At 63.8% G+C, this 26,422-nt stretch carries 25 protein-coding genes and 1 riboswitch; of the genes, 19 read left to right on the top strand and 6 right to left on the bottom strand.

Translation table 11 applies throughout. From position 1 onward, the window contains the following. Positions 1 to 32 precede the first annotated feature (32 nt). A complete protein-coding gene (locus CO666_RS15620) occupies positions 33 to 1,823 on the bottom strand; it encodes a chloride channel protein (protein ID WP_097613001.1) in 1,791 nt (596 codons plus the stop codon). A gap of 279 nt (positions 1,824 to 2,102) precedes the next feature. Next, positions 2,103 to 2,495, top strand: a riboswitch (cobalamin riboswitch). 321 nt (positions 2,496 to 2,816) lie between these two features. On the opposite strand from CO666_RS15620, the gene cobU reads away from it, so the two are divergent. Genes cobU through cobO form a run of 4 tightly spaced genes read left to right on the top strand, consistent with a single transcriptional unit; the run spans position 2,817 to position 9,195 of the window. Then, positions 2,817 to 3,341, top strand: coding sequence for a bifunctional adenosylcobinamide kinase/adenosylcobinamide-phosphate guanylyltransferase (gene cobU / locus CO666_RS15615; protein ID WP_097613000.1), 525 nt, complete (start codon positions 2,817 to 2,819; stop codon positions 3,339 to 3,341). A gap of 4 nt (positions 3,342 to 3,345) precedes the next feature. Continuing rightward, positions 3,346 to 4,395, top strand: coding sequence for a cobalamin biosynthesis protein CobW (gene cobW, locus CO666_RS15610; RefSeq protein ID WP_097612999.1), 1,050 nt, complete (start codon positions 3,346 to 3,348; stop codon positions 4,393 to 4,395). A 4-nt stretch (positions 4,396 to 4,399) separates the two neighbouring features. Continuing rightward, positions 4,400 to 8,560, top strand: coding sequence for a cobaltochelatase subunit CobN (gene cobN / locus CO666_RS15605; protein ID WP_097612998.1), 4,161 nt, complete (start codon positions 4,400 to 4,402; stop codon positions 8,558 to 8,560). Next, on the top strand, positions 8,557 to 9,195 hold the full coding sequence (gene cobO, locus CO666_RS15600; RefSeq protein ID WP_097612997.1) for a cob(I)yrinic acid a,c-diamide adenosyltransferase: 639 nt from the start codon (positions 8,557 to 8,559) through the stop codon (positions 9,193 to 9,195). Before cobN ends, cobO begins: the two co-directional genes overlap by 4 nt. Positions 9,196 to 9,223: 28 nt before the next feature. Here cobO and CO666_RS15595 read toward each other — a convergent pair whose 3' ends face one another. Then, positions 9,224 to 10,009 carry a TSUP family transporter gene (locus CO666_RS15595; protein WP_097612996.1) on the bottom strand — a complete coding sequence of 262 codons (786 nt, stop codon included), beginning with the start codon at positions 10,007 to 10,009 and terminating at the stop codon, positions 9,224 to 9,226. Positions 10,010 to 10,111: 102 nt separating this feature from the next. On the opposite strand from CO666_RS15595, the gene CO666_RS15590 reads away from it, so the two are divergent. From CO666_RS15590 to CO666_RS15555, 8 genes are all read left to right on the top strand, one after another. After that, positions 10,112 to 10,531 carry a cobalamin biosynthesis protein gene (locus tag CO666_RS15590; RefSeq protein WP_097612995.1) on the top strand — a complete coding sequence of 140 codons (420 nt, stop codon included), beginning with the start codon at positions 10,112 to 10,114 and terminating at the stop codon, positions 10,529 to 10,531. Between the two features lie 122 nt (positions 10,532 to 10,653). Further along, a complete protein-coding gene (locus tag CO666_RS15585; protein WP_097612994.1) occupies positions 10,654 to 11,604 on the top strand; it encodes a nucleoside hydrolase in 951 nt (316 codons plus the stop codon). 445 nt (positions 11,605 to 12,049) lie between these two features. Continuing rightward, positions 12,050 to 12,889 carry a uroporphyrinogen-III C-methyltransferase gene (gene cobA, locus CO666_RS15580; protein ID WP_097612993.1) on the top strand — a complete coding sequence of 280 codons (840 nt, stop codon included), beginning with the start codon at positions 12,050 to 12,052 and terminating at the stop codon, positions 12,887 to 12,889. Then, positions 12,886 to 14,193, top strand: coding sequence for a cobyrinic acid a,c-diamide synthase CobB (locus CO666_RS15575; protein WP_097612992.1), 1,308 nt, complete (start codon positions 12,886 to 12,888; stop codon positions 14,191 to 14,193). Before cobA ends, CO666_RS15575 begins: the two co-directional genes overlap by 4 nt. Further along, a complete protein-coding gene (locus CO666_RS15570; RefSeq protein WP_097612991.1) occupies positions 14,190 to 15,254 on the top strand; it encodes a threonine-phosphate decarboxylase in 1,065 nt (354 codons plus the stop codon). The genes CO666_RS15575 and CO666_RS15570 overlap by 4 nt, the downstream gene beginning before the upstream one ends. Next, a complete protein-coding gene (gene cbiB / locus CO666_RS15565; protein ID WP_097612990.1) occupies positions 15,251 to 16,231 on the top strand; it encodes an adenosylcobinamide-phosphate synthase CbiB in 981 nt (326 codons plus the stop codon). The genes CO666_RS15570 and cbiB overlap by 4 nt, the downstream gene beginning before the upstream one ends. 132 nt (positions 16,232 to 16,363) lie before the next feature. After that, a complete protein-coding gene (locus tag CO666_RS15560; protein WP_097612989.1) occupies positions 16,364 to 16,564 on the top strand; it encodes an ECs_2282 family putative zinc-binding protein in 201 nt (66 codons plus the stop codon). Positions 16,565 to 16,713: 149 nt separating this feature from the next. Continuing rightward, complete coding sequence (locus tag CO666_RS15555; RefSeq protein ID WP_097612988.1) at positions 16,714 to 17,142, top strand: L,D-transpeptidase; 429 nt, start codon at positions 16,714 to 16,716, stop codon at positions 17,140 to 17,142. Here CO666_RS15555 and CO666_RS15550 read toward each other — a convergent pair. After that, positions 17,132 to 17,854 (bottom strand): Crp/Fnr family transcriptional regulator, encoded by a 723-nt coding sequence (locus CO666_RS15550; protein WP_097613051.1) that lies wholly within the window; start codon positions 17,852 to 17,854, stop codon positions 17,132 to 17,134. The genes CO666_RS15555 and CO666_RS15550 overlap by 11 nt on opposite strands. Before the next feature lie 413 nt (positions 17,855 to 18,267). Between CO666_RS15550 and CO666_RS15545 the strand changes: the two genes are divergently transcribed. The 7 genes from CO666_RS15545 to CO666_RS15515 all read left to right on the top strand — a co-directional run bounded on the left by CO666_RS15545 (position 18,268) and on the right by CO666_RS15515 (position 24,652). Then, the gene (locus tag CO666_RS15545) at positions 18,268 to 18,546 is read left to right on the top strand and encodes an acyl carrier protein (protein WP_003540486.1); all 279 of its coding nucleotides are present in this window, start codon (positions 18,268 to 18,270) and stop codon (positions 18,544 to 18,546) included. 181 nt (positions 18,547 to 18,727) lie between these two features. Next, a complete protein-coding gene (locus CO666_RS15540; protein WP_085737528.1) occupies positions 18,728 to 19,210 on the top strand; it encodes a 3-hydroxyacyl-ACP dehydratase FabZ family protein in 483 nt (160 codons plus the stop codon). After that, entirely contained in the window at positions 19,207 to 20,412 is a 1,206-nt protein-coding gene (locus CO666_RS15535; RefSeq protein ID WP_097612987.1) for a beta-ketoacyl-ACP synthase, read from the top strand. Before CO666_RS15540 ends, CO666_RS15535 begins: the two co-directional genes overlap by 4 nt. Before the next feature lie 11 nt (positions 20,413 to 20,423). Beyond that, complete coding sequence (locus CO666_RS15530; RefSeq protein ID WP_097612986.1) at positions 20,424 to 21,710, top strand: beta-ketoacyl-ACP synthase; 1,287 nt, start codon at positions 20,424 to 20,426, stop codon at positions 21,708 to 21,710. A gap of 56 nt (positions 21,711 to 21,766) precedes the next feature. After that, a complete protein-coding gene (locus tag CO666_RS15525; protein WP_097612985.1) occupies positions 21,767 to 22,795 on the top strand; it encodes a zinc-binding dehydrogenase in 1,029 nt (342 codons plus the stop codon). Between the two features lie 4 nt (positions 22,796 to 22,799). Next, positions 22,800 to 23,735, top strand: a complete 936-nt coding sequence (locus tag CO666_RS15520) for a lipid A biosynthesis lauroyl acyltransferase (RefSeq protein WP_097612984.1) — start codon at positions 22,800 to 22,802, stop codon at positions 23,733 to 23,735. A 200-nt stretch (positions 23,736 to 23,935) separates the two neighbouring features. Beyond that, positions 23,936 to 24,652 carry a PAS domain-containing protein gene (locus CO666_RS15515; protein ID WP_097612983.1) on the top strand — a complete coding sequence of 239 codons (717 nt, stop codon included), beginning with the start codon at positions 23,936 to 23,938 and terminating at the stop codon, positions 24,650 to 24,652. A gap of 33 nt (positions 24,653 to 24,685) precedes the next feature. Here CO666_RS15515 and CO666_RS15510 read toward each other — a convergent pair whose 3' ends face one another. The 3 genes from CO666_RS15510 to CO666_RS15500 form a co-directional block, all read right to left on the bottom strand. Further along, positions 24,686 to 25,045 (bottom strand): VOC family protein, encoded by a 360-nt coding sequence (locus tag CO666_RS15510; protein WP_097612982.1) that lies wholly within the window; start codon positions 25,043 to 25,045, stop codon positions 24,686 to 24,688. Then, entirely contained in the window at positions 25,046 to 25,444 is a 399-nt protein-coding gene (locus tag CO666_RS15505) for a polyketide cyclase (RefSeq protein ID WP_097612981.1), read from the bottom strand. It lies immediately after the preceding gene. 70 nt (positions 25,445 to 25,514) lie between these two features. Next, positions 25,515 to 26,297, bottom strand: a complete 783-nt coding sequence (locus tag CO666_RS15500) for a helix-turn-helix domain-containing protein (RefSeq protein WP_097612980.1) — start codon at positions 26,295 to 26,297, stop codon at positions 25,515 to 25,517. Between the last annotated feature and the right edge of the window lie 125 nt (positions 26,298 to 26,422).

Genomic DNA, 26,422 nt, shown 5'->3' with positions numbered 1-26,422 from the left:
TGCTGCAGTGCGGCGCGGTCGGTCGGAGCGGTTTAGATCTCGCCGGAGACTTCACGGCGGCGGCGGTCGAGTTCTTCGCTGTAGCGGCGCAGCGTGTGGCTTTCGCTGAGCTGGCCGATGACCTTGCGTTCGATCAGGTTGTTGACGACGGCGAGGGCTTCGCTTTCGCTCTTGTCGAAGATTGCCGCCGCCTGCCTGGCATTCATCTGCGGCTGCAGGAAATCGTTGCGGTAGTGGATGAAGTCGGCAAGCGTCTTGCCCTCGTCCTGCGCGTCGGTCGGGTTGGCGTAGATCTCCGGCACCAGCACGAGGCCGGCATATTTGTCGCTCTCCTCGACGAGGATGACGCGCTGGGTCGAGCCGATCGGGAAGGCCCGCTTGAATTCCTCCAGCGAGATGCCTGATTTGGCCGTCTTGACGTCTGATCGCATCAGCTTGTCCACCGTCAGGTTGCGGATCCAGCCGACGTCATGGGCGCTGCGGATGCTTTCGCCGCGCAGGTGGAAGCGCCAAGTGGCGAAAGAGTAGCCGAAGGTCGAGCGCACGACGAGCGAAGAGGTGATGACGGCGGCGAGCACCAGCGCTGTGATCGGGAAATCGCCGGTGATTTCGAGCGCCAGGAAGGTCATCGTCAGCGGCCCGCCGATGACGGCGACGGCAAGCGAACTCATGCCGACCACGGCATAGATCGCAGGCGTCAACGTCGCATCGGCGAAATAGGGGCCGCAATAGGCAAACAGCTTGCCGAGCAGGGCGCCCATGAACAGCGAGGCGAAGAACAGGCCGCCTCTGAAACCGGAGCCGATCGAGATCGCCGAGGCCAGCGATTTCAACAGGAAGAGGCCGATCAGCGCCGGGATCGCCACTTCGCGGGAGAGATTGAGATGCAGGGCGCCGTGGCCGGCCGAGAGCACCTGCGGTGAGATCATTGCGAGAAGCCCGACGATGATGCCGCCGAGCGCCGGGCGGAAGGGCGGGGCAATGGAGCTCTTGCGCGCCAGTTCCTCGATGAAGGCGACGCCCTGCATGATGAGGATGCCGACGCCGGCGCAGAAGACGCCGAGCAGCAGCGCCGGGACGTAGTCGGCCGGCACGACTGAACCGAAGCTGCCGATATCGATGGTGAAATCGCCCTCGACAAGCAGTCTTGCGACGAGCGTGGACACGAGGGCGGAGGTGACGACCGGGGTAAGCGACACGATCGTATACGTGCCGATGATCAGCTCGAAGGCATAGAAGGCGCCGGTCAGCGGCGCGTTGAAGGCGGCGGCGATGGCGCCGGCCGCGCCGCAGCCGACGAGCACGCGCAGATCCGAGCGACGAAGCTGCAGCTTCAGGCCGAATTTCGAGGCGAGGCCGGCGGCAAGCTGGGTATAGCCGGCCTCCAGCCCTACGGAGGCGCCGAAACCGTTGGAGATCAGGTTCTGCACGGCAACGATGATGCTGTCGGTCAAGGACAGGCGGCCGCCGTGCAGCGCATTGGCCTCGATCGGATCGACCATCGGCTTCTTGCGTCGCTTCGCCAGGATGAAAAGCAGCAACCCGAGCAGGATGCCGCCGACGACGGGGGCAGCGAGCAGCAGCAGTTTGTCGTCGATGGCAGACGAGCTCAGCCGTTCATCGTCGGATATGCCGAAGACCAGTCGGTGCAATTCATTGGAGACGAAGCTCATACCGGTGACGGCAAGGCCCGAGACGATGCCGACGATGGCGCCGGCGAGCGACAGACCGACCTCGCTGCGGCGGGTCAGCGCACGCAGCCGCTCCGGATCAAAGAAAACACGCAGCGCGCGCAGACGGCGCCGATCCAATTTCATAAGCATGGCTAGACAACTAGGCGGGGAGAAGCCCGGTCAAGGGCGGTGGCGCAGTCCGCTTGCCGTGCAATTGCGGCGAAAAGCTGGCGCGAGGGTCAAATATTTATGACGTAAGCCTCTGATAAAAGACGATATTTCTGGTGGGGTAAGTCGTGTTTGCGTGGGACGTGCCACCGGCCGGCGATCGGCCGGCCGCCAAGGCCGGTTGACTTCACCCCCGGGCTTGCCTAACCATCCCTCAACGGATGGTCACCCGACCATCCCACGCGGATGGTCATCTGACCATCCTCGGACATAACGGATGGTTCCGGATCGGTGTAGCGCCCTTCCGGATGAAAAGGGAATGTGACGGGGCGGACCCAAACCGGGCGCCTTCATCACAGCCGACCCCGCGACTGTAGAGCGGTCAGGGTCTTCCATCCGGCATTGAGCGCTTCCGGCCGATCCTTGCAATGGTGCAGGCGGGCCGGATGGGCGACATGCCGGAAAAGCCACTGGACATGCATGGTGATCAACCGGGGTCGGACGCCTCTTACTCTACGAATCGTCCGCCTTTTCACCGATGCGGCCGGGAAGGCGAGGCAGATCCGCCGGCACGATCAGGGCGACCGGTTTCCGGTCCGCCCCGATCGGCCGACACCCGCGAGCCAGGAGACCTGCCATCCCGTGCCGGGCGAAAAGCCCAACCCTGGGCGCTATGCCCGCTGCCAGCACGGAGGTTGTCTTGGCTGAACGATTGAATTCGGCGCGGCCTGGTGCGGCGCCATTGGGTGGCCATTCCATTCCTCTTAGTGAGGGGCGCGTGGTGTGCGTCTTCCTCTCCTCCCTCATTCCTGTGCTCGTCACAGGAATCCAGTGCGCCCAAGTCCTTGGGCGCGGGAGATCTCCCTTTAACCGAGTCATTCACGGCGCGGACGCGCCGTGGCTGGATTCCTGTGACAAGCACAGGAATGAGGGAGGCTGGTGGAAGGTCGCGGTTCCTCTGGAGGCCGTGTGCCCATGACCAGCGCCTCTTCCAACACCACCTTCATCCTCGGCGGCGCACGCTCCGGCAAGTCCCGCTTCGCCGAATCTCTCGTCACTGCGACCGGCCTCGACCGCCACTACCTCGCCACCGGCCGGGCCTGGGACGAGGAGATGCAGGCGCGCATTATCAAGCACAAGGCCGATCGCGGCCCGTCCTGGGCGACGCATGAGGAGCCGCTCGATCTCGTCGGCGCGCTTGCCGCCATCGACGGTGCGAGGCGTATCGTGCTGATCGACTGCCTGACGCTCTGGGTCACCAATCTGATGATGGAGGAGCGTGAGATGGAGGCGGAATTTGCCGCCCTTGCCGCGTTCCTGCCTGACGCCAAAGCGCGGCTTGTTTTCGTTTCCAACGAGGTCGGCCTCGGCATCGTGCCCGACAATCGCATGGCGCGGGATTTTCGCGATCATGCCGGCCGGCTGCACCAGATGATCGCGGCGAAGGCCGACGAAGTCTATTTTATCGCGGCAGGCCTGCCGCTGAAAATGAAGGGTTAAATCCATGAACCAGCAGAAGATTCCCGCAACCGTCATCACCGGCTTCCTTGGTGCGGGCAAGACAACGATGATCCGCAACCTGCTTACCAATGCCGGCGGCAAGAAGATCGCGCTTGTTATCAACGAGTTCGGCGATCTCGGTGTCGACGGCGACGTGCTGAAGGGCTGTGGGGCGGAAAATTGCACCGAGGACGATATTATCGAGCTGACCAACGGCTGCATCTGCTGCACCGTTGCCGACGATTTCATTCCGACGATGACGAAGCTGCTGGAGCGCGAACAGAGGCCCGACCATATCGTCATCGAAACCTCGGGCCTTGCCTTGCCGCAGCCGCTGGTCGCCGCCTTCAACTGGCCCGATATCCGCACCCAGGTGACGGTCGACGGCGTCATCACGGTGGTCGACAGCGCGGCTGTGGCCGCCGGCCGTTTCGCCGACGATCACGATGCCGTCGATGCGCGCCGCGCCGAGGATGAATCGCTCGATCACGAAAGCCCGATCGAGGAGCTGTTCGAGGACCAGCTCACCTGCGCCGATCTCATCGTTCTCAACAAAACCGACCTGATCGACGTCGCCGGCCTCGGCCGCGTGCGCGAAGAAGTCGCCTCCCGCACCGTGCGCAAGCCCGTGATGATCGAGGCGAAAAACGGCGAGGTGCCGGCCGGCATCCTGCTTGGTCTCGGCATCGGCACGGAGGATGATATTGCCAACCGCAAGTCGCATCACGAGCTGGAGCATGAGGACGGCGCGCCGCACGATCACGACGAATTCGACAGCTTCGTCGTCGAGCTCGGCCCCGTTGCCGATCCCGCCGGTTTCGTCGAGGCCCTGAAGACGATCATCTCGACCCATGACGTGCTGCGCCTCAAGGGCTTCGTCGATGTTTCCGGCAAGCCGATGCGCCTGCAGCTCCAGGCGGTCGGCAGCCGCATCGACCACTATTTCGACCGTGCCTGGGGAGCCGGCGAGACGCGCGCTACACGTCTCGTCGTCATCGGCCTGCACGAGATGGATGAGGGCGCTGTGCGGGCAGCGATCGAGGCGCTGGCGTAAACCCATGCATCTGCTTCTGGCCCAGCAGGGAACGATCAGCGACGGCGAGGAGGCAATCGACCTCGGGCAGACGCCGGGCGAGATCCTGTTCCTGACGGCTGCCGACAGCGAGCTTGCGGCGATCGCCGCGGCCCATCGCGAACGCGGTGGGCCGCATTCGCTCAGGCTCGCCAGCCTGATGAGCCTCAAGCATCCGATGTCGGTCGATACCTATGTCGAGCGCACGGCGCGGCATGCCAAGCTGATCATCGTGCGGGCCCTCGGCGGCGCCAGCTATTTCCATTATGCGCTGGAAGCGCTGCATGCGGCAGCGTCCCGCGCCGGTGCGCTGATCGCGGTGCTGCCCGGCGATGCGAAGCCGGATGCCGGGCTCGTTCCTTTTTCGAATGTTGCTCTCGATGACTTGAACGCCCTCTGGGCCTATCTGATCGAGGGCGGCGATGCCAATGCGCGGGCCTTTCTCGATTATGCCGGGGCGATGTTGGGCGGTGGCGAGAAGCCGGCGCCGGCGGTGCCTTTGATGAAGGCCGGCATCTGGTGGCCAGGGCGGGGGCTGATCGGGGTTGAGGAGTGGCGGCGGGTTGTTGCAGTGCGTGTGGCACCTCCTTCGTCTGTCGAAGTTGAGGCACCCTCCTCTGTCCTGCCGGACCCGGGGTCGAGCCACGGGTCTCGACCCGTCCTTCGGACCCCTACAAGGGGGGAGATCGGGGATGAGAGGTCTCGCTCTATCTGCTCGGCCGAAGATGCGGCATCCTCCAACGTTTCTTTTGTGGGAGGCGCCATCGACTTGCCGATCTCCCCCCTTGTGGGGGAGATGTCCGGCAGGACAGAGGGGGGTACCAAGAACTCGACGCAGCAGGCATCCCCCATCGTCGCCATCAGCTTCTACCGCGCCCTCGTCCAGAGCGGTGAGACCGGCCCGATCGAGGCGCTGATCGACGCCTTGCAGGCACTTGGCCTTCGGCCCTTGCCGGTCTTTGCCTATAGCCTCAAAGATCCCGTTTCGACGGCTATTCTCGAAAGCGTGTTTTCGGCGTTGGAACCCGATGTCGTCATCAACACCACCGGCTTTGCGGTCTCCGCACCGAGTGCGGACCGGCAACCGACGGTGCTGGAGGCGAATGAGGCGATCGTGCTGCAGGCGATCCTGTCGGCCTCGTCGCGGGAGGCGTGGGCGGCGTCCTCGCAGGGCCTGTCGGCGCGCGATCTCGGCATGAACGTGGCGCTGCCGGAGGTCGACGGGCGGGTGCTGGCGCGAGCGATCTCCTTCAAGACGGCCGCACGTTACGATGCGGCGGTCGAGACGAATATTGTCGCCAGCGAACCGGATGCGGGGCGGGTGCGTTACACGGCGGAGCTTGCCGCCAACTGGGCGCGGCTGCGGAAGACTACCGCCGGCGACCGGCGCGTCGCGCTCGTGATGGCGAACTATCCGAACCGCGACGGCCGGCTCGGCAATGGCGTCGGCCTCGATACGCCGGCCGGAACCATCGAGGTGCTGAAGGCTATGCGGGCGGTGGGTTATCCGGTCGCCGACATTCCGGTCGACGGCGACGCGCTGATCCGCCATCTGATGGAGGGGCCGACCAATTCAGGGCATGACGGCAGGGTGATCCGCGAGACGCTTTCCATGAGTCGCTACAACGACTTCCTCAATTCTCTTCCCAATCAGATTCAGGATGAAGTGAGAGCCCGCTGGGGCGCCCCCGAGGACGATCCGTATTTTCGCCAGGGTGTTTTCGCCCTGCCGTTCGCCCGGTTCGGCGGCGTCCTTGTCGGCATCCAGCCGGCGCGCGGCTACAATATCGATCCGAAGGAGAGTTATCATTCGCCGGACCTGGTGCCGCCGCATGGATATCTCGCCTTCTACGCCTTCCTGCGCCGCGAATTCGCTGCCGATGCCGTCATTCACATGGGCAAACACGGCAACCTCGAATGGCTGCCGGGCAAGGCGCTGGCGCTGTCGCAGACATGTTATCCCGAGGCGATCCTTGGGCCGCTGCCGCATCTCTATCCCTTCATCGTCAACGATCCGGGTGAGGGCACACAGGCCAAGCGCCGGACTGCCGCCGTCATCATCGATCATCTGACGCCGCCTTTGACACGGGCCGAGAGCTACGGGCCGCTCAAGGATCTGGAAGCGCTGGTCGACGAATATTACGAGGCCTCCGGCGGCGATCCTCGCCGCATCCGGCTGCTCAGCCGGCAGATCCTCGACCTCGTGACCGATATCGGCCTTGACCGGGATGCCGGCATAGTAAGCGGCGAAAGCGAGGGCGAGGCGCTGAAGAAGCTCGATGCCTATCTCTGTGACCTCAAGGAGATGCAGATCCGTGACGGGCTGCATGTATTCGGCGTGTCGCCGGAGGGGCGGCTGCTGACGGATTTGACGGTGGCGCTGGCGCGGGTGCCGCGCGGGCTGGGCGAGGGCTGCGATGCCAGCTTGCAGCGGGCGATTGCTGAGGATGCGTTCGGAAACCCCTCCCAGCTAAAAGACCCCTCCCCAACCCCTCCCCACAAGGGGGAGGGACTTGCGGTTGCGTTCGCGGTAACCTCCGTTGCCAAAGCTGATGTTGGGACGGTGTGCCCAGCAAGCCCCTCCCACCTGTGGGGAGGGGTTGGGGAGGGGTCTTCCTTCGACCCTCTCGACACCGATATGGCCGCTCCCTGGACCGGCCCGCGCCCGGAAATCCTCGCAAATCTTCTCGATACCCCCTGGCGCACCCATGGCGATACCGTCGAGCGCATCGAACTGCTCGCGGCCAAGCTCGTTTCCGGCGAGATGGAATGCCCGCCCCTCTGGTCCCAAACCAGATGGGTGCTCGCCGAGATCGAAACCCGCCTCAAGCCCTCCATCCTCGCCTGCGGCCCCGCCGAAATCGACGGTCTGTTGCGCGGCCTCGACGGCCGCTTCGTCGCCCCCGGCCCCTCCGGCGCCCCGACCCGCGGGCGGCCGGATGTGCTGCCGACCGGCCGCAATTTCTATTCGGTCGACAGCCGCGCCGTGCCGACGCCGGCGGCCTACGAGCTCGGCAAGAAATCCGCCGAGCTTTTGGTGCGCCGCTATGTGCAGGATCACGGCGAATGGCCGGTCTCCTTCGGGCTGACCGCCTGGGGCACGTCGAATATGCGCACCGGCGGCGACGATATCGCCCAGGCGCTGGCGCTGATCGGCGTCAAGCCGCTCTGGGATATGAGTTCGCGCCGCGTCACCGGCTATGAGATCATCCCGCAAGCCGTGCTCGGGCGGCCGCGCGTCGACGTGACGCTGCGGATTTCCGGCTTCTTCCGCGACGCTTTCCCCGAGCAGATCGCCCTGTTCGACAAGGCGGTCCGCGCTGTCGGCGCGCTCGAAGAGGACGAGGCCGACAATCCGATTGCAGCGCGCATGCGCGGCGAGGCGGCAAGGCTTGCCGCCGCCGGTCTCGACGCCGCTTTCGCGAAACGCCGGGCGGGCTACCGGGTCTTCGGCTCGAAGCCCGGCGCCTACGGTGCCGGATTGCAGGCGCTGATCGACGAAAGGGGCTGGGAGCGGCGCGCCGATCTCGCCGAAGCCTATCTCGTCTGGGGCAGCTATGCCTATGGGGCCGGCGAGGAGGGCAAGGCCGAGCGCGGCCTGTTGGAGGAACGGCTGCGTTCGGTGCAGGCGGTCATCCAGAACCAGGACAATCGCGAGCACGATCTGCTCGACAGCGACGACTACTACCAGTTCGAGGGCGGCATGGCGGCGGCGGCCGAACAGCTCGCCGGCGCGCGCCCGTCGATCTATCACAACGACCATTCCAGGCCGGAGCGGCCGGTGATCCGTTCGCTGGAGGAGGAGATCGGCCGTGTCGTGCGTGGCCGCGTCGTCAATCCGAAATGGATCGCGGGCGTCATGCGCCACGGTTACAAAGGGGCGGCCGAGATCGCCGCCACCGTCGATTATCTCTTCGCCTTTTCGGCGACGACGGGGGCGGTCGGCGAACATCATTTCGAGGCCGTCTACCAGGCCTTCGTCGCCGATCCCATCGTGCGCGATTTCATGATCGAGAAGAACCCGGCGGCATTCGACGAGATGAGGGAGCGGCTCGGCGAAGCGATCGACCGCAGCCTCTGGACGCCGCGCAGCAATTCGGCCCGGTTCGACTTGGCCGCCATACAACGCAATGAGGTAAACCGATGAGCGACGAGACCCCGGACAACGAGACGGGCGGTAAGGACGATGCGCGCCACGCCGAGAAAATGGCGAAGAAGAAGGCCGCGCGCGACAAGATCATGGCGACCAAAATCGACGGCAAGGGGTTGATCATCGTCCATACCGGCAAAGGCAAGGGCAAGTCGTCCTCCGCCTTCGGCATGATCTTCCGCCACATCGCCCACGGCAAGCCGTCCGCCGTCGTGCAATTCATCAAGGGGGCGATGTGGACCGGCGAGCGCGACCTGATCGAGAAACATTTCTCCGATCTCTGCCAGTTCCATACGATGGGCGAGGGTTTCACCTGGGAAACCCAGGACCGTGCCCGCGACGTCGCCGCAGCCTCGGCCGCCTGGGAAAAGGCCAAGGAGCTGATCCGCGACGAGCGCAATTCCATGGTGCTGCTCGACGAGATCAACATTGCGTTGCGCTACGACTATCTCGACATCAACGAGGTCGTCGCCTTCCTGAAGAGCGAGAAGCCCCACATGACGCATGTCGTGCTGACGGGGCGCAACGCCAAGGAAGAACTGATCGAGATCGCCGACCTGGTCACCGAGATGGAACTGATCAAACATCCCTTCCGCTCCGGCATCAAGGGCCAGCCGGGCGTCGAGTTCTGAAGCACTGCAGGTGTCCCAGGTTCGGCGCTCAAATGCCGAGCCAGACACGCAGCGGATTGGCCGGATCGGCGAGCAGCTTGATTGCCAGAGCGACACAGACGATGACGAGCAGCGGCTTGATCAGCTTTGCGCCGATGCGCATGGCGAGCCGCGAGCCCAGCTGCGCGCCGAGGAACTGGCAGACACCCATCAACAGGCCGATCTTCCACAGGATCGCGCCGAAGCTTGCGAAGACGATCAGCGCCCCGAGGTTCGAGCCGAAATTGAGCAGCTTGGTGTGCGCGGTGGCCTTCAGCACGCCGAAGCCGGCGAGGGTGACGAAGCCGAGCATGAAGAAGGAGCCGGTGCCGGGGCCGAAGACGCCGTCATAGAAGCCGATCGCCGGGACCAGCGTCAGGCCGAAGGCGAAGGGCGTAACGAGTCGGTGTTTGTCGAGATCGTCGAGGTTCGGTTTGACGGCGAAGAAGATCGCGATTGCGAGCAGCAGCACCGGCATGATCGCCTGCAGCACGGCTCCTGGCACGATCGTGGCGAGCGCCGCACCGAGCGCTCCACCCATGACCGCCATCAGCGCCATCGGCAGCTGTTCTTGAAGCTGCACATGGCCCTTGCGGGCATAGGCGAGGGTGGCCGAGGCGGCACCGAAGATCGATTGCACCTTGTTGGTGCCGAGCGTCTGCAGCGGCGGAATGCCGGCGATCAGCATGGCGGGAACGGTGATCAATCCGCCGCCGCCGGCAATGGCGTCGACGAAACCGGCAAAGAAGGCCGCCACGCAGAGCAGCAGAAGCAGATGGAGGGCGATGTCGGGCAAGATGCTGTTCCAGGGCGGGGGGCGTTCTGGTGGCGTTGTTGCATTTGCTGCCCCAAGCTGCAATGGCTGTACGGACACAGTGGGGTGCATTCGACGGCTTCTATGAGCGATATTTCCTTCGATACGGCAGGGCGGCATGTGCTCGGACTCGGCTGTGAGCGCGGGACGCCGCCTGCGGAGGTGCTGGCGCTTGCTGTCGAGGCGTTGAGGGCAGCCGGCATCGCTGGGGCGCAGCTCGCGGCCATTGCTTCCATCGACAGCCGCAGGCACGAGGCGGCGATCCTTGCCGTTTCCAGCCATTTTGCCGTACCGGCGGTCTTCTTCGATGCGCCGCGGCTCGAACAGGAAACGCCTCGGCTGAAAAATCCGTCCGCGCTCGTCTTTGCCCGCGTCGGCTGTCACGGCGTGGCGGAATCGGCGGCACTTGCGGCGCTTGGCGCGGATGCGGAGCTGCTGCTCGGCAAGATCAAATCCGCGCATGCGACAGCGGCGATTGCCCGCATCGGGTTGCACAAAGCCTGACGGGCGTTATGGTGGCGGCACGTCGCGACGCCGGCCGGCAGATCTGCGATTCATATCTTGTTTCAACGCAATTCCAGCAAAACCGCTCATGCAATTTTGCTGAATTGCTCCAGAGGATACCAATGCACAAGGTCATTTATGACACGGATCCGGGCGTCGATGACGCCATGGCGCTTCTTTTCCTGCACCGCCATCCTGAAATCGATCTGATCGGCATCACCACCGTTTTCGGCAATGCCTCGGTCGAGACGACGACGCGCAATGCGCTCTTCCTCAAGCGCGAATGGAATATTCCGGCACCCGTTGCCAAGGGCGCCAGCGTCACCATCGATCCCTCGCGCGCCGAGCGGGAATGGCCGGCCATGGTCCATGGCGAGAACGGCCTCGGCGACATCGAAGTGCCTAAGACGATCGACCTGCCGCTCGATCCGCGCCCGGCGCATCGCTTCATCATCGACACCGTGCGCGCCAACCCCGGCGAAATCAGGCTGGTGGCCGTCGGGCGGATGACCAATCTGGCGAGGGCGCTGAAGGAAGATCCGGAGATTGCGAGCCTGGTCAAGGACGTCGTCATCATGGGCGGCAATTTCTATGTGCCAGGCAATGTCTCGCCGGTCGCCGAAGCCAATATTCATGGCGACCCCGAGGCTGCCGACATCGTCATGACCGCGCCCTGGAAGGTGGTCGTCATCGGCCTCGACGTCACCTCGATCACCACGATGAGCCGCAGCTATCTCGGCGAGATGGCGGCCAGGGGAGACGGCGCGGTGAAGCTGCTCGACGCGCTGTCGCAGTCCTACATCGACTTCTACAGGCATGCGGTGGAGGACGGCATGATGGTGCATGACAGCTGCGCCTCGGTCTATGTCGTGGCACCGGAGCTTTTCACCACGATCACGGGCGCGGTGCGCGTCGTCTGCGGTGGCATCGCCGATGGTCAGACGGTCGTCAAGCCGGATAACCGCCGTTTCCCGCCCGATGACTGGGATGGCCTGCCGAGCCAGATCGTCGCGACCGGGATCGAATCGGAAAAAGTCCTGGAGCTGATCCGCGAGACGTTGCTTACGATCTGAATGACGTGAAGGCCGGCTGCATCGCGGCCGGCCACAGACTGCTGAGATTTGTCATGCTCGGATTATGCTATGGCCGTCTGGTACCAAAAACTGCCCCTCACCCTAACCCTCTCCCCGTAAACGGGGCGAGGGGACGTGCCCTGCGGGAGCGAGGTGGGACGGAGAGGTAGCGGCATGGTCCCTTCGCCCCGCAAGCGGGGAGAAGGTGGCGGCAGCCGGATGAGGGGCAGGCGCCGATATCTGCAGCCTGTGTGTCAACAAAGACGGCGGCTCCATGTCGGTCGATCTTTCAGGTGAATATTAAAATGTATTCATATCGTTGCGTCATTTTTCTACCAGATGGAATCCGCCTCTTCGCAAAGTGAGTCATCTTGATCTCAGCAACTTCGAGTGAGGCGGTGCAGGCGGCGTTGACCTTGTTCCTTGCTGGGCCTAGATCAACAAAATGTTGACCAATCAACTTTCACATCTGCCGGCGCTGGAGCCGGGCAGCGTCTGGCTCGTCGGGGCTGGTCCGGGTGATCCGGGCCTGCTGACGCTGCTCGCCGCCAAGGGGCTGGCCGAAGCGGACGTGATCGTCCATGACGCGCTTGTCAATGAAGACTGTCTGAAGCTCGCACACCCCGGCGCGGAGCTTGAATATGCTGGAAAACGCGGCGGCAAGCCCTCGGCCAAGCAGCGCGACATTTCGCTGCGGCTGGTGGAATTGGCGCGCGCCGGCAAGCGGGTGCTGCGGCTGAAGGGCGGCGATCCTTTCGTCTTCGGGCGTGGCGGCGAAGAGGCGCTGACGCTGGTCGAGTACAATATCCCCTTCCGCATCGTGCCCGGCATCACCGCCGGCATCGGCGGGCTGGCCTATGCCGGCATTCCGGTGACGCATCGTGACATCAACCACGCTGTCACCTTCCTCACCGGCCATGATTCCTCCGGCATCGTGCCCGACAGGATCAACTGGGAGGCGATCGGCCGCGGCTCGCCCGTCATCGTCATGTATATGGCGATGAAACATATCGCCGAGATCAGCGCCAATCTCATCGCCGCCGGCCGGCAGCCGTCCGAACCCGTCGCCTTCGTCTGCAATGCCGCCACCGGCCGGCAGCAGGTGCTGGAGACGACGCTCGGGGAGGCGACCGAGGCAGTCGCCGCTTCCGGGCTGGAGCCGCCGGCGGTGGTCGTCGTCGGCGAGGTGGTGCGGCTCAGGGCCTCGCTCGATTGGCTCGGCGCGCTCGGCGGGCGGCGCCTGCAACCCGATCCGTTCGACCGGTCCGGCAAGGTGCTGATATGAGCGGCCTCCTGATCGCAGCGCCGTCCTCCGGCGCCGGCAAGACGACGGTGACGCTCGGATTGCTCAGGGCGCTTCGCCGGCGCGGCATCGCGGTCGCGCCCGGCAAGGCGGGCCCCGACTACATCGACCCAGCCTTCCACGCGGCCGCAAGCGGCGCGCCCTGCTTGAATTTCGACCCTTGGGCGATGCGCCCCGAACTGATCTCGGCCAACGCCGCTCTTCACCGCTCCGGCGATCGCATTCTCGTCATCGAGGCGATGATGGGGCTTTTCGACGGAGCAGCCGACGGAAAGGGAACGGCGGCCGATCTTGCCGCCCAGCTCGGCCTGTCGGTGGTGCTGGTCGTCGATGCCTCGCGCATGTCGCAGTCGGTGGCGCCGCTGGTATCAGGTTTTGCCGGCTTCCGCGCCGATGTCCGTGTGGCCGGCGTCATCCTCAACAAGGTCGGCAGCGAGCGGCACGAGGCGATGCTGCGCCGGGCACTCGAGGCTATCCGCATGCCCGTCGTCGCCGTAATCGAGGCCGACAAGGCGCTTGCGCTGCCGGAGCGCCATCTCGGCCTCGTCCAGGCCGGCGAACACGCGACCCTTGAGAATTTCATCGAGCATGCGGCGGATGCCGTGTCCGAGGAATGCAATTTCGAATTCCTGCTGCGCATCGCCAGGCAGGGCCTCAATCGGCCATCGGCCGCCAATATCGACCGGCTGATGCCGATCGGCGCCCGCGTCGCCGTGGCGCGCGATGTCGCCTTTGCCTTTGCCTACGAGCATATGCTGCTCGGCTGGCGGCGCCGGGGCGCTGCGATCTCCTTTTTCTCGCCGCTTGCCGACGAGGCGCCGGCCGCCGATGCCGATGCGATCTATCTGCCCGGCGGTTATCCCGAGCTGCATGCCGGGCGGCTCTCCGCTGCGCAGAATTTTCGCGCCGGCATGCTCGATGCGGCGGCGCGCGGCATCAGGATCTATGGCGAGTGCGGCGGCTACATGGTGCTGGGCGATGGGTTGATCGATGCGGAGGGGAAGCGCCACGAAATGCTCGGCCTGCTGCCGGTCGTCACCAGCTATGCCGAACGCCGGCGCCATCTCGGCTATCGCCGCGTGACGCCGCTCGACGGCGCTTTCTTCGCACGGACGATGACGGCCCATGAATTCCACTATTCCACCGTCGTTTCCGAGGGGGAGGGAAAGCGGCTGTTTACAGCGCAGGATGCGCTCGGAGCCGATCTCGGTGCTGTCGGGCTGCGGCGCGGACAGGTGGCAGGCTCCTATATGCACCTGATCGATCTTGCCGGGGCGGCTATATGAGCGCGCCCATTGCCCATGGCGGCGGTATTACCGCCGTTGCCGCCACCTTCGGCGGCAGGCCGGAAGACTGGCTCGATCTCTCAACCGGCATCAATCCGTGCCCCGTCTCCCTGCCGGATATTCCGGCAAGGGCCTGGCAGCGGCTGCCAGACCGGCATCTCGTCGACGAGGCAAGAATAGCTGCGCGTGATCATTATGGCAGTGGCGAGATCCTGCCGCTGCCGGTGCCCGGTACCCAATCGGTGATCCAGCTTCTGCCGCGTCTGCTTCGGCAGGACAAGCAAATCGCTGTGACGGACGACAGGGTCGCCGTGACGGACAACAAGGTTGCCGTGACGGACGACAGGGTCGCCGTGGTGTCGCCGACCTATGGCGAATATGCGCGCGCCTTCACTTCGGCCGGCTTTGCTGTCGATGCGGTCAATGATGTCGCCGAGATTGGAGCTGGGCATCGGCTTGCAGTCGTCGTCAATCCGAACAATCCCGATGGGCGCGCCTGGCGGGTTGAAACGCTGGTTGCCCTGCACGACAGGATGAAGGCGGCAAACGGGTTTCTCGTCGTCGACGAGGCCTTCGGCGATACCGAGCCGTGGCTCAGCCTCGCGAGCCGCGCGCAGCAGCTTTCCAACCTGATCATCTTCCGCTCCTTCGGCAAGTTCTTCGGGCTTGCCGGCCTGCGGCTCGGTTTTACGATTGCGCGCAGCGATATTCTCGCACGTTTCGAGGACTGGCTCGGCCCCTGGGCGGTCTCCGGCCCGGCGCTGTCGATTGCCGCCTCGCTGTTGCGCTCAGACGTGTCTCCGATCCACAGCCGCATCGAGGAGCGCAGTATCGGTCTGGATGCGGCGCTGGAGGGCGCCGGGTTGCGAATAGCAGGGGGAACGGCGCTGTTTACCCTTGTCGCCGATACAAGGGCGAGCGACATTTACACGCATCTCTGCCGCCATCATATTCTCGTCCGCAAGTTTGATTATGCGCCGGATTGGCTGCGCTTCGGCCTGACGCCCGATCCGGCGGCGGACCGGCGGCTTGGCGAAGCCCTTCAGGGATTTGAGCGATGACGATCGACGAAAACCTTCTCGTGCTGCTTCTGGCGCTGCTGCTTGACCGGATTGCCGGCGATCCGCAATGGCTGTGGTCGCGCGTGCCGCATCCCGTCGTCGTCTTCGGCGCGGCGATTTCCTATGCCGACCAGCAGCTCAATCCCTCGAGCCTTACAGGCTCGCAACGCCGGATGAACGGTGTTGCCGCGATCCTGACGCTGCTGCTGCTGTCGATCGCCGCAGGCTTCGTGTTCGACCGGTTCTTCGCGCTCTTCGGCCTTGCCGGCATCGTACTGGAGGCCGGGCTTGTGGCGATCTTTCTAGCGCAGAAGAGCCTTGCCGATCATGTCGCGGCCGTCGCGACAGCTTTGCGCGACCACGGGCTTGCCGGCGGACGAGCCGCTGTTTCCCGCATCGTCGGACGCGATCCGGAAACGTTGGACGAGCCGGCCGTCTGCCGTGCGGCAATCGAAAGCCTTGCCGAAAACTTCTCCGACGGCGTGGTGGCGCCGGCGCTCTGCTATGCCGTTTTCGGCCTGCCCGGACTGCTTGCCTACAAAATGCTGAACACGGCGGATTCGATGATCGGCCACAGGTCGGAAAAATACATCGATTTCGGCTGGGCCGCCGCCCGGCTCGATGATATCGCCAACTGGCCGGCCGCCCGGCTCTCCATCCTGCTGATTGCCGCCGGCGCCTGGATCCGGCGGGGCATCAGCCCCTGCCGCGAGGCGATCCGGGTGGGGATGCGCGACGGCGGCCTGCACCGTTCGCCGAATTCCGGCCGGCCGGAGGCCGCCATGGCGGGTGCTCTCAACGTCCAGCTCGCCGGTCCCCGCATCTATGGTGGTGTCGTCGTGACCGAGCCGATGATCAATAATGCCGGCCGGGACGTCGCCACAGCCGGCGATATCGAAGACGGCGTGTCGGTGTTTTATGCGAGCTGCATGGTGCTGGCTGGGCTGACGTTCGGGCTGTTCTTGTGTTTCTTGTAGGGTTGTGCCCGCGGGTTACCCCTCTGCCCGGCAGGGCAGAGGGGTAACCCGCGGTACAGTCCGCCTGTGGACACACCCGCCGCAAACGTTTATGCGAAGCGCCTCATATCTCATCACACCGGAAGCAGAGCAATGACAGTCCAGGTTGAACTACCGTGCCCGAAGTGCAAGAGCACCAAGATGAAGTTCGAGCGTGCCGAAATCCGCGAGACAGACATTATCACCTGTGCCGCCTGCGGTCATAATCTCGGCACGATGGCTTCGATCCGCCAGAAGATGAACAAGGCCTACCAGCAGCTCAAGCAGCCTTCGGCAGCACGCAAGCTGCAGTGAGGCGGTCGCTGTCTCGCGGCGCGCCGCTTCGGCTTAAGCCCGTTAAAATTGTGATTACCATTCGGGTTAAAGCTATATAGAAAGTATTTCCGTAGTCTCTCTGTCGTGAGGGCGCAGTTAAAACTGTGCGGGTGCGAAGAGGGGTTATCATGAAGACGATTTTGGCGGCCGCGGCCGCAAGTTTATTGCTGCAGTTTTCTCCGGTTGCCGCTCAAGCCGCAACGCTGGTCGCCAATATCAGCATCGGCACGCAGACGATGACCGTCACCGAGAACGGTTTCGTCAAGTATCGCTGGAAGGTTTCGACCGCGCGCAACGGCTATGTCACGCCGACCGGTTCGTGGAGCGCCAAATGGCTGTCGCGCGATCACCGCTCGCGCAAATATGACAATGCGCCGATGCCCTACGCGGTGTTCTTCAACGGCGGTTACGCCGTCCATGCCACATTCGACTTGAAGCGCCTGGGCCGGCCTGCCTCGCACGGCTGCGTCCGCCTGCATCCCGACAATGCGGCCCAGTTCTTCTCGCTGGCGCGCCAAGCCGGCCTTGCCAATACCCGCGTCATCATCACGCGCTGATTTTCTTTTCCAGCTCATCCATATCGGGCACGACGATATGCCGGAAATTCTCGATGCTGATGACGCCGCTCTTGCGCAGCCTGGTCATCTGGCGGCTGACGGTCTCGATCGTCAGCCCGAGGAAATCGGCGATCTCGGCGCGCGATAGCGGCAGGTCGAAGGCGGTGCTCGTCGCCGTTTGCGGTTCGGCATGCGTGGCGATGAGGTAAAGCAGGCTTGCGACCTTCTCTTCGGCGGTGCGCCGGCCGAGCGTCAGCATCCATTCGCGCGCGGCGTCCAGCTCCTTCAGCGCCTGATCGTGCAGGCTGCGCTGCAGCTCCGGCGTCTCCGATATCATGCGGTCGAGCAGGTTGCGGGGAAAGACGCAGATTTCGGCGTCGGTCGCAGCCTCGGCAGATAGCGTGCTTTCGCGCACGAAAGGCCTGCCGACGAAATCCGGGGCGAATTGCAGGCCGACGATCTGCTGGCGCCCGTCCGGCATCACCTTGCAGAGCTTCACCACGCCGCGCATGATGTTCGAATAGAAAGAGCTTTCCGACCCTTGAGCAACGATCTCGCAGCCTGCATCGATCTTGCGGCGCAGCGAATGGCGTCCGAGTTCACGCAGCTGGGTGCTCGACAAGGCGCCGCAAACGACGCCGTGCCGTGCCTGGCAGGAGCGGCAGGCGACGGGGATGCCAAGCTCGAGAACCTCACTGTGTGCGACGTCCATATCCTGATCCGATTCTATTGCATCCGGCATGCCGGAATCTCCCGGCGATTGCGCCTCGACTGCGGGTTCGGCTCTCCCAATTCCTTCCCGCGTTGCTTGATCATTATCAATTTCCCCGGATCACGATTTGATCTAGATCAACTGCCGGCGTCTGCGGTTCCTGCCGGAGGAGGCGCTTGCAGGCGGCGAGGCCCTGTGCGGTTTTGATTCGGGCGGCTCGTTCGCTCCGACGCCACAGCGGGCTTCCTGCTGCGGCGTCGCCGCAGCCCCGATGACGGCAAAGGTCTGCATTCCATTGCTGTTTAGGCAACACCCAATCGGCAAATTGCCGCAACGCCTGGACGAAAGCATTGGCTTTTGAAATGGATTTGCCTATGAGGAGGTTTAAATCGTCATTTCATGAGGTACAGCGCGTGACCGCTACATTCGATAAAGTTGCCGACATTATTGCAGAAACCAGCGAGATCGATCGCGCCACGATCACGCCGGAGAGCCATACGATCGACGACCTCGGTATCGACAGCCTCGATTTCCTCGACATCGTCTTTGCGATCGACAAGGAATTCGGCATCAAGATTCCGCTCGAAAAGTGGACGCAGGAAGTCAACGAGGGCAAGGTTTCTACCGAAGAATATTTCGTGCTGAAGAACCTCTGCGCCAAGATCGACGAGCTCAAAGCAGCCAAGGCCTGAGCGACATATCAGTCTTTTTTTAACGCCCTGCCGCCATCAAATATGGCGGCCGGGCGGTTTCGTTCCTAGATCACTTCAGATTCGCACTTCCGGACGGAAAACCGCTTCGCACTTTTCCTGGAATTGCTCTAAGTAGTCGTCACCGGCGGGCGGATCTGGCCTGTCGGGCCGGAGGATCCGAATGCTGCTGGAATATTTCCAGATGATTGACCGCGTCGAAGCGGTAGACCTGAAGAAGGGCGTGCTTAAGGCGCGATCCGTCGTGCCGGCCAAGAGCCCCGTCTTCGAGGGGCATTTTCCCGGCATGCCGCTGGTTCCCGGCGTGCTCTTGATCGAGACCATGGCGCAGGCCTCCGGCATGCTGGTGCTTGCCGTCACCGATTTTGCCGCCATGCCCTTCCTGATGACGGTCGACGGCGCCAAGATGCGCACCTTCGTCGAACCGGAAGCCGTGCTCGACATCGAGGCGGTGCTCGAGCACGACGGTTCGGGTTTTGCGGTTACCAAGGCTAAAATCACCAGCGGCGGCAAGAAGGTCTGCGATGCGCAGCTGAAGCTTCGCACCATGCCGTTTTCCGAGGTGCCGCTCGGCGATATCGTGAAGAAACGTGCCGGCGAGATCGGGCTTCTCGAAGCGATCGCGGCGCAGGGAGTGATTGGATGAGCAAGGCTGCAAACGACGTCGTCATCACAGGCATCGGTATCGTCACCTGTCAGGGCGTCGGCAAGGATGCGCATATCGCGCTGCTTTCGGCGGCGAGCACGCCGAAGCCGATCGTCGAGACCGAGAAGTTCAAGCCCTATCCGGTGCATCCGCTGCCTGAGATCGACTGGTCGCAGCAGATCGCCAAGCGCGGCGACCAGCGCCAGATGGAGAACTGGCAGCGCATCGGCGTCTTCGCCGCGGGCTTGGCGCTCGACGATGCCGGCTTCAAGGACGATATCGAGGCCTGCGGCACGATGGACATGATCGTGGCGGCCGGTGGCGGCGAGCGCGACATCAATGTCGATACGCTGATCGTCGACGAGGCGCTGAAGCGCAACGACCGCGAGCTGCTTTTGAACGAGAAGCTGACGACGGAACTCAGGCCGACGCTGTTCCTCGCCCAGCTTTCCAACCTGCTCGCCGGCAATATTTCGATCGTGCACAAGGTCACCGGTTCGTCGCGCACCTTCATGGGCGAGGAAGCAGCCGGCATATCGGCCGTCGAAACCGCCTTCTATCGCATCAAGTCGGGCGAATCCTCGCATGCGCTGGTTGGCGGCGCCTTTGCGGCCGAGCGGCCCGACATGATCCTGCTCACCGAAGCGATCGGCGCCCATGCGCGCGGCGACTGGGTGCCGCTCTGGTCGCGCAGACCGAGCGACGGCGGCGGCATGATCACCGGTTCGGCCGGCGCCTTCCTGGTGCTGGAATCGCGCCAGCACGCGGAGGCCCGTGGCGCCCATATCTATGCCGTCATCGATGCGGTCGAGGGCGACCGCGGCAATCGCGGCGCCGGCAATTTCGAAGTCCGGCTGGAGCGGCTGCTGGCACCCGCCGCCGGGCTTGCCGCCGAAAGCACGGCGATCTTTTCCGGCTCGACCGGCATGCACGATCTCGCTGCGCGCGAGCGAGCAGTTCTCGAACATCAATTGCCCGACGTCGCAATCCGCGGCTTCGGCGGCGTCACCGGCCATACGATCGAGACGCAGTTCACGCTGGGTCTGGCGCTTGCAGCCCTTGCCGTCGACGGCAAGGCCAAGGTGCCGCCGTTCGATGCCGCCCATGAGGCGCCGATGCACACAGGCGCGACCGCCGCTGTCGTGACCACGGTCGGCCATCAGCGCGGCGAGGGCGTCGCCGTTCTTTCCGCAGATGCGTGAGGAGTAAGGACATGACAGCTTCCGCTTACAGGGATCATCTCGGCCGTCCGATCGTTGCCGTTACCGGCATGGGTATCATCACTTCGCTCGGCCAAGGGCTGAAGGACAATTGGGCAGCCCTTTCCTCCGGCACCTCGGGCATCCACGAGATCAACCGTTTCCCCACAGAGGGGCTGTCGACGCGCATTGCCGGCACGGTCGATTTCATCGGCATTCCGGCACCGAACGCCGTCGAGCGCTCCTATGCCTTCGCCCGGGAAACAACGATCGAGGCGCTTGCCGATGCCGGTCTTTCCGGCGATTTCAACGGCCCGCTGTTTCTCGCCGCCCCGCCGATCGAGCCGGAATGGAGCGCGCGTTTCGAACTTGCCGACCGTTCGCCCGCCTCCGACCATCCGGGCGATGCCTATGAGCGTTTCCTGACGGCGCTGCGCCAGCGGCCTGACCCTGCCTTCCACGAAGCCGCCCTGTTCGGCGCGATTTCCGAGCGCCTTGCAGACCGGTTCGGCACACGCGGCCTTCCCGTGACATTGTCGACGGCCTGTGCCTCCGGCGTCACGGCGATTCAGCTCGGCATCGAAGCGATCCGCCAGGGCCGCACGACCCGGGCGCTGACGGTTGCGACTGACGGCTCGCTCAGCGCCGAAGCGCTGATCCGCTTCTCGCTGCTGTCTGCTCTTTCGACCCAGAACGATCCGCCGACCAAGGCTTCCAAGCCGTTCAGCAAGGATCGCGACGGCTTCGTCATCGCCGAAGGTGCGGCGACCCTGGTGCTGGAATCGCTGGAATCGGCAGTTGCCCGCGGCGCCAAGGTGCTCGGCATCATGAAGGGCGCCGGCGACAAGGCCGACAGCTTCCACCGCACCCGCTCCTCGCCGGACGGCGGCCCGGCGATCGCGACGATCCGCGCGGCGCTTGCCGATGCCGGCATCGACGAGAGCGGCATCGGTTACATCAATGCCCACGGCACCTCGACGCCCGAGAATGACAAGATGGAATATGGGGCGATGTCGGCCGTGTTCGGCGAGCGGCTCGTCGGCATCCCCGTGTCGTCGAACAAGTCGATGATCGGCCATACGCTGACGGCGGCGGGCGCCGTCGAGGCGGTGTTCTCGCTGCAGACGATGCTGACCGGCACGCTGCCGCCGACGATCAACTACACCAATCCCGATCCGTCGATCGTGCTCGATGTCGTGCCGAACAAGAAGCGGGACGCCCAGGTTTCGGCCGTGCTTTCCAACTCCTTCGGTTTCGGCGGGCAGAATGCCAGCCTTGTCATGGCGCTCGAACCGGCTTAAGCGGTTCCCGACAAATTTTGAGACGAGATGACGCCTTCAAGGCGAGGGATTTTGCCATGCGCGCTTTGCAATTGATCGACGACCGCAAGCTTGAGATCACCGACCTGCCGGAACCGGACGCGCCCGCCGCCGGTGAGGTGACGCTGCGCGTCAAAGCCGTGGCGCTCAACCATATCGACGTCTGGGGCTGGCGCGGCATGGCATTCGCCAAGCGCAAGATGCCGCTCGTCATCGGCGCGGAGGCTTCCGGCGTCGTTGAAGCGATCGGGCCTGGTGTCGCCAATGTGCTGCCGGGCCAGCTCGTTTCGATCTACGGCGCGCGCACGTGCGGCCTCTGCCGTCCCTGCCGCGAAGGCCGCGACAATCTCTGCGAACATGTCTCCGGCGTGCACGGCTTCCATCTCGATGGCTTCGCGCAGGAGAAGGTGAACCTGCCGGCGCGCCTGCTCGTTCCGGCTCCTCCCGGCGTCGATGCGATCGGTGCGGCGCTGGCGCCCGTCACCTTCGGCACGGTCGAGCACATGCTGTTCGACAATGCCAAGCTTGAACCCGGCGAGACGATCCTCGTTCATGCCGGCGGCTCCGGCATCGGCACGGCGGCAATCCAGCTTGCCAAGAAGATCGGCTGCACCGTCATCACCACGGTCGGTTCCGACGACAAGATCGAGAAGGCCAAGGCGCTCGGCGCCGATCACGTCATCAACTACCGCACCGACCGTTTTGAGGGCGTGGTGCGCAAGCTCACCAAGAAGAAGGGCGTCGACGTCGTCTTCGAACATGTCGGCAAGGACACCTGGGCGGGCTCGATGCTCTGCATGAAGCGCGGCGGGCGTCTCGTCACCTGCGGCTCGACGTCCGGTGTTTCCACCGAGATGAACCTGATGATGCTGTTCCAGCAGCAATTGAAGCTGCTCGGCTCGTTCGGCTGCCGCATGGAGAACATGGCGGATGCGATGCAGAAGATGGGCCGCGGGCTCGTGCATCCCGTCATCGACACCGAGGTCAGCTTCGACGATATCGACCGGGCGTTGGAGCGGATGGAATCGCGCCAGATCTTCGGCAAGATCATCCTGAAGATGGATTGACCGCGTGAAGCTCTTCATCACCCGGATCGTTCTGGCGCTCAGGAATTTCCAGCAATGGCTGGTGGCCCAAGTGATGTTCGGTTTCCTGAATTTCCTGAAGCTGTTTCCGGCCGATGGGGCGATCCGTTTTGCCGACAGGATGATGCGCCGCCTCGGCCGGCGAACCCGTCGCCATAGGCTGATGCTTGTCAATCTGCGCAACGCCTTCCCCGAGAAGAGTGAGGCCGAGATCGAGGAAATCGCGCTCGGCAGTTGGGGCAATATGGGCCGGCTGGCCGCCGAATACGTCTTCCTCGACCAGCTTTTCGACTTCGATCCGGAAAAGTCGGAGCCGGGCAGGGTGGAGGTGTCGGGCATCCCCGTGTTTCTCGACCTGCGCGACAATCCGCGCCCTTTCATCGTCTTTACCGGCCATACCGCCAATTTCGAGCTGCTGCCGGTGGCGGGTGCTGCCTTCGGGCTTAATGTGACCGTGCTCTTCCGGCCACCGAACAATCCTTACGTCGCCAAGAAGGTCTTCGACTTCAGGAGTGAGCGCATGGGCAAGCTGGTGCCCTCGCATGCCGGCTCCTCCTTCGCGCTCGCGCGACAGCTGGAAGCAGGCCAGGGCGTGGGCGTGCTCGTCGACCAGAAATTCCGCAAGGGGCTGAAGGGCACCTTCTTCGGGCGCGAGGTCAAGACCAATCCGCTGCTGCCGAAGCTGGTGCGCCAGTTCGACTGCGAAGTCTATCCGGCCCGTTGCATCCGGCTGCCGGGAAATCGCTATCGGCTGGAAATCGAGCCGCGGCTCGATATGCCGCGTGACGCCAAGGGCAATCTCGATCTGCCGGCAGCCGCCCAGCTGCTCAACGACAAGGTGGAAAGCTGGGTGCGGGAATATCCGGAGCAGTGGCTCTGGTATCATGATCGCTGGCAGATCAAGCAGACGCTCGCGCCTTAGAAAGAATCCCCAAACCTGAGGGTCCACCCTCATTTTTCAGCGGTGAAAAGCGGCAGGTCCTGTCGGATTGAAACCGATAACACTTCATGTTACCGGTCGCCACCAAGGCGCGAATAATGTCTACTGCAGGGCGCATTTCAGAGGTGCAGCCAGGTCAGATTTCGGACTCGTCTCTTGGGCCAATGGGAGGTGGAGGCGTCTTGCTGGAGCTTTTTCGAGCTTTTTCCCTGCGTTGTACGCAAATCGAGGACGCCATACGCCTGGGCGACGATCAGCGCGTCACGGCACTCGACCGCCATGTCGAGCCGCTGGTCGAGGCCATCCTGGCTCACCGGGCAGTCAATCTGCTCGAAGTCTACATGCAGTTGCAGTTTGTGACGCATCTCATCGGCCAGGACGCCGACGACAGTGCCAGCGTTACCGAGCACACGACGGTGCTCTCGTTCCTGCTCGACCGCTATTTCGGGACTCATGGGCCGGACTGGCGGGTGCCTTCGCCGCAGGATGTGCGCATCGAGCCGCCGGCGGCCTACGTACCGGATACCGATAACGGCCAGTTCCTCAACGCGGTGATCCTTGACAGCATGCCGGACCGGGTGGCGGTGCTGACGAGGGATTACCGCTACCTCTATTCCAATCCGGCCAACAGCGCCCATCTCAACAAAAAGCCGATGGAACTGATCGGCCGTCATCTTTCCGAATTCATCGGCGAGGAGCGGTTTGCCAAATGCGCCAAGCAAAAGCTCGATACCTGTTTTGCCGGCGGCCAGATCGACTACACCTATGAGCGCTCGGCCGGCAGCGCCGGTTCGCGGCAGGTGCGCTGTCGCATGTCGCCGCTGCGCGATGCGGGCGGCACGGTGATCGGCGCGCTGATCGTCATGGGAGATCTCGATCGGCAGTCGCAGGCTGCCTGATCCCGGTCGGCGGCCTGATCGTCGGCCATGGCATCAGGCGGTCGCCCAGACGGCCAGCTCGTAACCGTCGCGATCGAGGAAGTGGAAGCGGCGGCCGCCGGGAAAATCGGTGATCGGCCGGCAGATCGTGCCGCCGGCCCTTTCGACCGAGGTCAGCACCTCTTCCAGATCCTTGGCATAGACGACAACAAGCGGGCCGCCAGGCCGCACGGGGCCGAAATCGGTGAAGCCGCCCTTCAGCCGGCCATCGTCGAATTCGCAGTAGTTCGGGCCGTAATCGGTGAAACGCCAGCCGAAGGCGGAGCCGTAGAAGGCTTTGGCGGCGGCGATGTCGGCGACGTTGAATTCGACATAATCGATGCGGCGATCGTGGTTTTCTGATTTTTCGGCCATCTATCTCTCCATCAGGGCTTTCAGCATGGCGAGATCCTTCTCGACATGGGCGGCATCGGCGGCAAATTGCGCGTCGGTCATGCCGGGCAGGCGCAACAGCGTAAACATGACCTCGCAGCCGTCGCCGTTCGGCACGATGCGCAGCGCATTATAAACCCTGAGACCGGATTCGATGGTCACCGTATGGTCGATCACGCCGAATTCATTGGTTGGCACGAAGCTCACCTTGACGGTGCCGAGCGCACCGTGGGCTATCCAATCGGCGCCATCGGGATCGAGCCCCGTCGCAAGGCCGGAGGCCCAGAGCGGCATGTTTTCCGGCTTGCCGGCAAAGTCGTAGACGTCGCGCCAATCGCGCTCGATGGACAGATGGACGATTTTCGCGGGCATTGTCGACATGACTTGCAGGTCCTTCGTATCTGGTCTGCCTGAAATAACAGACCGGCCGGCGGCGTCTTGAACAAAACGGTCAGCCGGGTGTTTTCCGCATGCCGAGCTGGCCGAGGATGGCCGCGGGCGTCAGCGTCGAGAGTTCACCGACCTCGCGCGTCATATGGGCCTGGTCGGCAAAGCCCGCTTCAAGCGCAAGGCAGGCAAGCGGCATCGTGCCCGAGCTGCGGCATAGGTCGAGGAAACGCTGGAATCGGCGAATGCGTTCCAGCGTCTTGGCGCCGTAGCCGAACTGATGGTGGCAGCGGCGGCGCAGCTGCCTTTCGCTTAAGTCGAGCAGGCCGGAGGCCGGGCGTCCGCTGTTGACTGCCGCGAAGATTATGGCGGCGTCCTGCGCGGGCATCTCTTCATCTCTTGCAGCCTCTTGGAGCAGATGGCCGAACAGCGCTACGACGGCCGAGGGATCGGGGCAATCGCCAAGCCGCGACTCGAATTCGGTCGTGCCCTTGCGGCCGGTATCTGCCAGCGGCACCGAGAGGCCGACCAGCGCCGAGAGCGGCATCTTCAGCCAGGAGGCTGCGGCGCCGGGCGAAAAACGGGCGCCGATGACGGTGGTGCCAGGCTTGATGATTGGAAAGGCCGCCGTCTTGTCGGGGCCGGCGACGACCAGCCGGCCATCGATCCACAGGAGATCGCAATAACCATCCGGCACGATCGCCACCTTCGTCGGCGGCCCGTTACGGAGCGTATGCGACCAGAGGCGGCTGAAATGGCTGCGCAACGCCGGCGGCGGCGCATATTCGCGGTAGCGGCCGGCGCTGGCCGCGAGCATGGCCGGATCGTTCCTTTTTCCCGATGCCAAAGCAAGATCTCCCGAGGCGCTGATGATAACATGAGATAGGAGATAACGGGCAGGTCGTCGCAAAAATTTGCCGCATGCCGACAAGGCGCCGGTTGCGGGTTGTCGGACAAGTCGACCGTTGAAAG

The organism is Rhizobium chutanense, from assembly GCF_002531935.1.
GTDB lineage: Bacteria > Pseudomonadota > Alphaproteobacteria > Rhizobiales > Rhizobiaceae > Rhizobium > Rhizobium chutanense.
This window is presented reverse-complemented; position numbering and strand designations above follow the sequence as displayed.